The sequence below is a fragment of the Acidobacteriota bacterium genome, assembly GCA_012729555.1.
In the GTDB taxonomy this organism is placed as follows: domain Bacteria; phylum Acidobacteriota; class UBA6911; order UBA6911; family UBA6911; genus UBA6911.
This window is the reverse complement of sequence record JAAYCX010000056.1, coordinates 1-8,315: the sequence shown is the minus strand read 5'-3', so window position 1 is coordinate 8,315 and position 8,315 is coordinate 1. Positions and strand designations below refer to the sequence as shown.

Genomic DNA, 8,315 nt, shown 5'->3' with positions numbered 1-8,315 from the left:
TCGGACGGGCTGGCGGACCCCTTTTCCCCCTATTCCCAGGACCGGCTCGAACGCGCCGTTTCTTCGGCGCGGGACGGCTCCGCCGAGGAGATCTGCCGGAGGATCCTGGCCGACCGCAACGCCACGGCCCCCGCGGAGGACGACCTCAGCCTGGTGGTCATCAAGTACCAGTGAAGCAGCGGGAGGGGTGGTGGCCTGCGGCGCCCGGATCTGATACAGTTCTTCCATGAAACTGGATATCACCCTCGAAGGGGAGACGCTCGATCTCACCGCGGAGCTCCTGGAGCGCTACAACGTCCCCGGGCCCCGCTACACGAGCTACCCGACCGCGCCCGAATGGGACGACGCCTTCGGGCCCGCCGACTACGAACGCGAGCTGGGGGAGTCGGACGCCTCGGGCCGGCCGCTCTCGCTCTACATGCACCTCCCCTTCTGCGAAAGCCTCTGCCTGTTCTGCGGCTGCAACGTGGTGATCCGCAAGAACCACGACACCGCCCTCCCCTACCTCGAAACCCTCCGGAGGGAGATTGCCCGGGTCGCGCGCCGCGTCGACCGTTCGCGCCCGGTGGTGCAGTTTCACTGGGGGGGCGGGACCCCGACCTATTTTTCGCCCGCCCAGCTCGAGGACCTCTTCGCCTGCGCGCGCGGGTTCTTCACCTTCGCCCCGGACGCGGAGATCGGGGTGGAGGTCGACCCGCGGGTCACCACCCCCGAACACCTGGAGGTGCTGCGACGCCTGGGTTTCAACCGGATTTCCATGGGGATCCAGGATTTCAACCCCGAGGTCCAGGAGGCGGTCCGGCGCGTCCAGCCCTATGCCGAAACCCGGGCCCTTTACGACCGCTGCCGCGAACTCGGCTTCGAGTCGATCAACATCGACCTGATCTACGGGCTCCCGCTGCAGACGCCCGCAAGCTTCGGGGCCACGGCGGACCGGGTGATCGGGATGGGGCCCGACCGGGTGGCGATGTTCAGCTACGCCCACGTCCCCTGGCTCAAGAAGCAGCAGGGGGCGGTCGCCCCGCTGATCCCCCTGGGGATGGACAAATTCCAGATCTTCCGGACCGGGATCGGGCGCTTCACCGCCGCCGGGTACCGCTACATCGGCATGGACCATTTCGCGCGCCCCGACGACGAGCTGTGCGTCGCCCAGCGCGACCGCACCCTCCACCGGAATTTCCAGGGGTACACCACCAAGGCCGGTTCCGACCTCCTCGGGATGGGGGTGAGTTCGATCAGCGGCCTGGACCGCGCCTACGCCCAGAACCACCGGGGCCTGGAGGGCTACAGCGCCGCCGTCGGGCGCGGCGAGCTCCCCATCATGCGCGGCGTCCGGCTCGGCGACGACGACGTGGTGCGGCGGGCGGCCATCAGCCGGATCCTGTGCCACTGCGTGCTGGTCAAGGGGGAACTGGAGTCGGCATTCGGCATCCGGTTCGACGACTATTTCACCGCCGAGCTGGCGCGGCTCCGGGAACTGGAGCGGGACGGGCTGGTGCGGCTCGAGCCGGACGCGATCCGGGTGACCACCCTGGGGCGCATCTTCCTGCGCAACGTGGGGATGGTGTTCGACCGGTACCTGGCGCGGCCGAAGGACGGGCCGGTCTTTTCCAAAACGCTGTAGCCCGACCCGGGCGCGGGGGGGACAGGATGCATTCGGAAGGGGAGCGCGGGGTCCTGCTGCTGAACCTGGGTGGGCCGGAAACGCTCGAGGACGTCCGCCCCTTCCTCTACAACCTGTTCTCGGACCCGGACATCATCCGCATCGGAAACGATGCGCTCCGCAAAATGCTGGCCTGGACGATCGCGACCGCGCGCCAGCGGAAGTCCCGCGCCCTGTACCGGCGGATCGGCGGCGGGTCGCCGCTCCGGCGCATCACCGAGGGGCAGGCCGCGGCGCTGGAATCGGCCCTCGCCGCGCGGGGGACGGCCGCCCGGGTCTATGTCGGGATGCGGTGCTGGAAGCCCTCGATCGACGAGGCCGTAGACCGGATCCGGCGCGACGGCGTCCGCCGCCTGCTGTTGCTGCCGCTCTTTCCCCAGTACTCGGAGACCACCACCGGTTCCTGCTTCCGCCATTTCCGGGAGCTTGACGCGCGTTACGGGCTGGGGGAGGACATGGAAATATCCAGCGTGAAGGAATGGTTCGGGGAGCCGTTGTACCTCGGGGCGATGGCGGAATTGATCCGCGCGGGGCTCGGGCGGTTTCCGGCCGTTGCGCGCGACGGGGTCCACCTGCTCTACAGCGCCCACTCGCTCCCCGCGCGCTACGTCCGCGAGGGGGACCCCTACCTCGACCAGACCCGGGAATGCGTCGACCTGGTCAACCGGCGACTGGGGACGGGCAACCCCTCGACGCTGGCCTTCCAGAGCAAGGTGGGCCCGGTCGAGTGGCTCGGGCCGGACACGCGCGACGTCCTCGGCGACCTGGCCCGGCAGGGCGTCCGCCGGGTGCTGGCCGTCCCCGTCAGCTTCGTCTCGGACCATATCGAAACGCTCGAGGAGATCGACATCGAATACCGGGAGCTGGCGGCCGGCCTCGGGATCGCCGAATTCCACCGGGCCGACGCCCCGAACCTTCACCCCCGGTTTATCGAAGCCCTCGCCGCCGTCGTCCTCAGGGAGTGGGGGGGATAGGCGTCAGGCCTCGGGCGGCAGCGGCGGCGGGACGGCCGCGAGGACCGCGGCCAGGGCGGAGACCTGCTCCGCCGGCGCCCACTGCTGCATCCCCTGGGTCCAGACCAGGGTCTGCCGCGTCAGGCGCCCCGCCGCGGCTTCGGCTCCGAGCGCCGCGAGGTCGAACGGTCCGGCCTGTTTCCCCTCCAGCGCCAGGAACCAGGCGGGTGCTGGAAGGGGGGGCGGCGTGCTCCCCGGGGCCGCCTGCCGGGCGCCGAGGGCCTGGCCGATCGGTCCGGCCATGGCCATTCCCATGCCGATCCCGGCCCCGGCCGCGGCCAGCCCCCCGGGATTTTTGGCGGCGTCGGGGATGGAGTCGGCGACGTTGAACTGCGTGTAGGCCGCGAGGTTCCCCACCACCCCCATGCTGGAGCGCTTGTCGAGCGCCTCCTCGACCTCCGGGGGGAGGGAGATGTTCTCCACGAGGAGCTTGGCCAGTTCCAGCCCGTAGCCCTGGAATTCGGGCGCGATCTTTTGGGCCAGGAAATCGCCCAGGGAGCCGTAGCTGGCGGCCATGTCCAGCACCGGGATCCCGCTCGAGCCGGCGATTTCGGCGAAGCGGGAGACGATCAGGTTGCGGAGCTGGTTGACGATCTCCTCGACCGTGAAGTGGCCGTCGGTTCCCACGATCTCGCGGATGAGGACCGCGGGCTCGCTGACCTTGACGGCATAGGTGCCGAACGCGCGCAGCCGGACGGGGCCGAACTCGGCGTCCCGCATCATGATCGGGTTCATGGTGCCCCACTTGAGGTCCGTGAACTGGCGCATGGAGCAGAAGTAGACCTCGGCCATGAAGGGGCTGTTGAAGCCGTATTTCCACCCCTGCAAAGTCGAGAGCACCGGGAGGTTCCTGGTCTCGAGCGTGTACATCCCCGGGGCGAAAATGTCGGCGATCTTCCCCTCGTTGACGAAGACGGCCGCCTGCCCCTCGCGCACGGTGAGCCGCGCCCCGTACTTGATCTGGTTGTCGTACCGCTCGAAGCGGTAAACCATGGTGTCGTTGGTGTCATCGATCCACTGGACGATGTCGATGAGTTCGCCGCGCAGTTTGTCCCAGATGCCCATTTCGGCCGCTCCCTGTTCAGAGTCTGTTCCGCCATTGTACCACCACGCGTGCGGTACGGGGGTCTTATCGGCGCGGACCTCATTCCCCTTGCCCGAATTCGAAACTCCTGTATAGTCGACAGGATCCGGCGGAGGACCGATGACGGCGCACGCGCATTTCGGGGAAATGCTGGCCCTGGCGACGGCCCTGGTCTGGGCCTCGGCCGTCATCCTGTTCAAGAAGAGCGGGGAGACCGCCTCGCCGCTGGGACTGAACCTCTTCAAGAACCTGCTGGCGTTCCTGCTCGTGCTGCCGACCATGGCCGTCATGGGGGTGGAGCCGCTCCGGGCGGCGCCGCCGGGGGATTACGCCCTCCTCGTCCTCAGCGGGGTGCTCGGCATCGGCATCGCCGACACCCTCTTCTTCAAGTCCCTCAACCTGCTCGGCGCGGCGCGCTCGGCCGTCGTGGACTGCCTCTACAGCCCCGTCATCATCCTCCTGTCGATGCTGTGGCTGGGGGAGCGCATCACGGCGGTCCAGGCGGCGGGGGTGGCGCTGATCGTGTCGGCCGTCCTCGCCCTCGGCGGTGAAAAGGGGGCGGCCCGCATCACCCGGCGCCAGCTCTCCGCCGGGATCGCGCTGGGCGCCCTGTCCATGGCGGCGATGGGGGTCGGCATCGTCATGATCAAGCCGCTGCTCGAACGCTCGCCCATCCTCTGGGCGGTCGAGGTGCGCTTCGCCGGGGCCGCCGTGTTCCTCCTCCTCGCGCTCGCGTGCCACCCCGGGCGCCGGGCCGTCCTCGGCTCGCTCCTGCACTCCCGGGGGTGGAAGTTCATGCTCCCGGGGTCCTTCCTCGGGGCCTATGTCGCCATCCTTCTCTGGGTCGGCGGGATGAAATACGCCACCGCCTCCGTCGCCTCGGCGCTGAACCAGACGAGCAACCTCTTCATCTTCCTCTTCGCCGCCCTCTTCCTGAAGGAGCGGATCACGCGCCCGAAGCTCGCCGGCATCGTGCTGGGCGTGCTCGGCGTTCTCTGCGTCATGCTGGCCGGGCCGCGGGACGGATGACGAAGAGGAGCTCCCCCTGGTTCACGCTCCGCCCGTTCTCGGGCACGATGCGGACGATTTCGTAGGCGTCCGCCGGGTACACCTTCCGGCCCCCGGAACGGTACGATTCGAGCGCGAGCGGCTGGAACAGCTTCATCGCCTCGAGCAGGCAGAGGGTGCGCTCCGGGTCGACGATCTCCCCCTCCGACACGAACCCGGGCGCGTCGGGGGAGGCGGAGCGGTAGAAGACGCCGGCGGAGGGGGAGAGGACGCGCAACTGGCCGGTCCCCGGGATCTCGAGCCCCTCCAGCCGGAGCGCCGTGCCGCCGGCCGCCTCCTCCGTCTCCCGGACGAGAGCCTCCAGTTCGGTGCGCCGGGTGAACCCCTCCAGGAAGCGGGTGTCGTACCCGCCCGAGAGGAAGACCTCATCGTCCAGGATGCGCCGGAGAAGCGGGATGTTGGTGCCCACCCCCCGGATATCCACCCGGTCGAGGTACCCCCGCAGCCGCGCGATCACCTCCGCGCGCGTGGGGGCGTGCCCGATGAGCTGGGCCAGCATGCCGTCGTAGTAGGGGGTGACCGCCTCCCCTTCGAGCACCCCCGGGATCAGGAGGATCCCCTCCGCCTCCGGAAAGCGGAGGCGCGACACCTTCCCCGGGGAGGGGAGGAAGGTCAGGGCGCCCGCGGCGTCGAGCGCGGCCCGTTCGGCGTTGATCCGCAGCTCCATGGCGTAGCCCTCCCGGCGCGGCTGGAGGCCGGCGATCGATCCCCCGGCGGCGATCCGGAACTGCTCCGCGACGATGTCCACCCCCGAGACCGCCTCGGTCACGGGGTGCTCGACCTGGAGCCGCGTGTTCATCTCCATGAAGTAGACGGCCTGCCGCTCCAGGTCGAAGATGAACTCCACCGTGCCGGCCCCCGCGTAGCCGATCCCGGCCGCGATCCGCTCCGCGTACTCATAGACCGCCCGCTCGAGCCCGGCGGGGAGGAGCGTGGAGCCCGACTCCTCGATGATCTTCTGGTTGTTGCGCTGCACGGAGCAGTCGCGCAGGCCGAGCGCCCGGGTGTTGCCGTGGGTGTCCCCGAGCAGCTGCACCTCGATGTGGCGCAGCGAGCGGACGAAGCGCTCCAGGTAGACGTCGCCGCTCCCGAAGGCGCTGCCGGCCTCGGCCGAGATCCGGCGGAAGGTCTCCGCGAAGCGGTCCGGGGTCTCGACGACGCCGATCCCCTTGCCCCCTCCCCCGTGGACCGCCTTGATGATCACGGGGTAACCGATCTCCGCCGCCACCCGGGCGGCGGCCTCCGGGTGGGTGATCACGCCGTGGCTCCCGGGCACGACCGGGATGCCGAGGCCGAGGGCGGTCTGGACGGCGTTCGATTTGTTCCCCATCCGGTCCATGGCGGCCGTCGGCGGGCCGATGAAGCGGATGCCGCGCGCGCGGGCCAGGCGCGCGAAGTCGGCGTTCTCGGAGAGAAACCCGATCCCCGGGTGGAGCGCCTCGGCGCCGCTGCATTCGGCCAGCCTCAGGATGCTCCGGGCGTTCAGGTAGCTTTCCGACGGGGTGTTGCCGCCGATGCAGACCAGCCGGTCCCGGGCGGGGTCGAGCCGGGCGGCCGCCGCGGAGGTCATGTCGGCGTCCGACTGCGCCAGCACCACTTCGAGCCCCTCCTCCTGCGCCTTGCGCACGATCTTTTCCGCGGCGCAGCCGCGCGCGTGCACCAGCACGCGGCGGAAGGGCCCGGCCGGCGGCGCGTCCTCCGTCTCCGGGGCCGCCGGGGGCGCGGGGGCCGGCTCCAGGTCCATCCGCAGGATCCGCCCGATCACATCCTCCACCGTTTCGGAAGCGGGGGGGATATCCGGGTCGATGGCGGCGAGGCAGTCGTCGAGGTCGTCGGCGAAGGGGTGCCGGACCAGCCCCCGCATGCTTCCCGGGACCCGGCTCAGGTAATTGGACAGGGTGGCGGGGCAGGGGAGGTGCTCGGGGACCACGATCTGTCCGGCGAAGGGCATGCCGGTTCCGGAAAAATAGTAGGTCTGCACCAGCGGGTGCGTGACGAAACTGGCCTGGGCCCCGCCGGTGCAGTCCCCGAAGCCGAAACAGAGGACGGGGAGTTCGGCGTCCCGCACGAAACGGGTGATCCGGTCGTTGAGCACCGCCATCGGGAAGAGGGCGGCCGCCCCCTCCTTGGTCTGCATGCCGCCCGAGGAGATGAAGGCGACCACCGGGAGGCGCCGGCGCCAGCACTCGACCAGCAGGCGGCAGAATTTCTCCGCCGCGGCCATGTCGAAGGCCCCGGCCTGGAACTGGAGGTTGGAGATCACCGCCCCCACGCGCCGCCCGTCCCGGAGCGTCCCGATCCCGGTGACGGCGCCGCAGGGGGTGACCCCCCTGGCGAGCGCCTCCTCGAGAGAGGCGCGCAGCCCCGGAAAATGCACCGGGTCCGCGCTCATGACCTCGGGGTCGGTCTCCCGGAAATCGACGAAGAAGTGTTCGATCAGCCTGGGTGGGGTTACGGGCTCCCGCTTCTTGCGCCGCTCGAGCTCCTCCTGGATCAGCAGATCCCGGTAGGCCCGGTCGAGCCGGTTCCAGAAATCGCGGATGCCGATGTTGCGCGGCGTCAGGCGCCCGTCGTACGGTCGGCCCGTCCTCTGCGACTCGAAGTAGCCGGGGAGCAGGTGCTCGAAATAGAACGTCACCACGGCGAAGAGGGGTTCGCTGATGCGCGGGTGGACCAGCTTCTTCCACGCCTCCACCTGCTTCAGCATCGGACTGCGGCGGCTGCGCCGGGCGAAGTGGTCGACCCAGGCCATGAAGCGCGGTTCGAGCCGCGCGCGCCACTCGGGGCCGAACAGGGCGTCGGCGCCGTGCGCGGCGTCGGCGCCGTGGCCGGCGAGCTCCTCCGCCGCCTGTTCCAGCGACCGTTCGAACAGCCGGCGGACGGATTCCTGCTCGATGACGTTGCGCTGCCCCGCCTCGTGCGCGATCTCGCGCATGCCGTCGAGCAGCCGGTTGTAGATCAGGTCGAAGAGCAGGAAATTGCCGCATTCCTCGGGGAACAGCGGCAGGATCTCCCGGTGGCGCAGGATGTCGAGCACCGTCGGGTCGGACAGCCGCGAGGCGTCGTGGGGTTCGGACCCGGCCAGGTGGGCGGCCAGCGAGAGAAAGTTGTTACCGGCCGCCCCTTTCCACTGGTTGAGCAGGTGCAGCCCGAACGTGAGCAGCAGGTCGCGGGTGGCCCGGCGGAAGTTGGTCTCGGGATCGCCGAACAGCACGCGCTGCAGGCGTCCGTAACCTCCCGCGAGGTCGGCGCGCCGGCGCAGGTAGCGGCGCCAGGCGTGCCGGAGCGCGTCGTCGTACCGGATCTCCAGGGGGTTTTCCAGCCAGGCGCGGAAGACGCGTTCGTGCTCCTCGGCGGTGCGCCGGCGGAGGTCGCCGCGGGGGGTGTCGGCCGCGCTCAGACGCCCGTAGCGGGAGAGGGTGGTCGAATGCAGCCGGCGGCGCAGGCCCAGGGAGCGCAGGTGCCGGAAAGCGCAGCCGAAGACGCC

Annotated in this window: 6 protein-coding genes; 4 read left to right on the top strand and 2 right to left on the bottom strand. The window is 70.1% G+C overall.

All coding sequences use genetic code 11. The features are described 5' to 3' along the window. The 3 genes from GXY47_10745 to hemH form a co-directional block, all read left to right on the top strand. Positions 1–174: SpoIIE family protein phosphatase (locus GXY47_10745; GenBank protein NLV31618.1), on the top strand; the 174-nt coding region annotated here is incomplete at its 5' end. Between the two features lie 52 nt (positions 175–226). Next, positions 227–1,624 carry an oxygen-independent coproporphyrinogen III oxidase gene (hemN, locus tag GXY47_10740; GenBank protein NLV31617.1) on the top strand — a complete coding sequence of 466 codons (1,398 nt, stop codon included), beginning with the start codon at positions 227–229 and terminating at the stop codon, positions 1,622–1,624. A 26-nt stretch (positions 1,625–1,650) separates the two neighbouring features. Then, positions 1,651–2,637 (top strand): ferrochelatase, encoded by a 987-nt coding sequence (hemH, locus tag GXY47_10735; GenBank protein ID NLV31616.1) that lies wholly within the window; start codon positions 1,651–1,653, stop codon positions 2,635–2,637. A gap of 3 nt (positions 2,638–2,640) precedes the next feature. Here the strand turns inward: hemH and GXY47_10730 are convergent, their stop codons facing one another. Then, on the bottom strand, positions 2,641–3,741 hold the full coding sequence (locus GXY47_10730) for an SPFH domain-containing protein (GenBank protein NLV31615.1): 1,101 nt from the start codon (positions 3,739–3,741) through the stop codon (positions 2,641–2,643). 139 nt (positions 3,742–3,880) lie between these two features. Here GXY47_10730 and GXY47_10725 point away from each other — a divergent pair, with 139 nt between their 5' ends. Continuing rightward, a complete protein-coding gene (locus tag GXY47_10725) occupies positions 3,881–4,789 on the top strand; it encodes a DMT family transporter (protein NLV31614.1) in 909 nt (302 codons plus the stop codon). Here the strand turns inward: GXY47_10725 and GXY47_10720 are convergent. After that, the coding region (locus GXY47_10720) for an ATP-grasp domain-containing protein (protein NLV31613.1) at positions 4,761–8,315 on the bottom strand (3,555 nt) is incomplete at its 5' end. The two genes, GXY47_10725 and GXY47_10720, sit on opposite strands and share 29 nt — an antisense overlap.

Excerpts from the sequence above, each read along its gene's own strand:
- hemN (NLV31617.1), top strand. The coding sequence starts at position 227 with ATGAAACTGGATATCACCCTCGAAGGGGAGACGCTCGATCTCACCGCG.
- GXY47_10730 (NLV31615.1), bottom strand. The coding sequence starts at position 3,741 with ATGGGCATCTGGGACAAACTGCGCGGCGAACTCATCGACATCGTCCAG.
- GXY47_10725 (NLV31614.1), top strand. The coding sequence starts at position 3,881 with ATGACGGCGCACGCGCATTTCGGGGAAATGCTGGCCCTGGCGACGGCC.
- hemH (NLV31616.1), top strand. The coding sequence starts at position 1,651 with ATGCATTCGGAAGGGGAGCGCGGGGTCCTGCTGCTGAACCTGGGTGGG.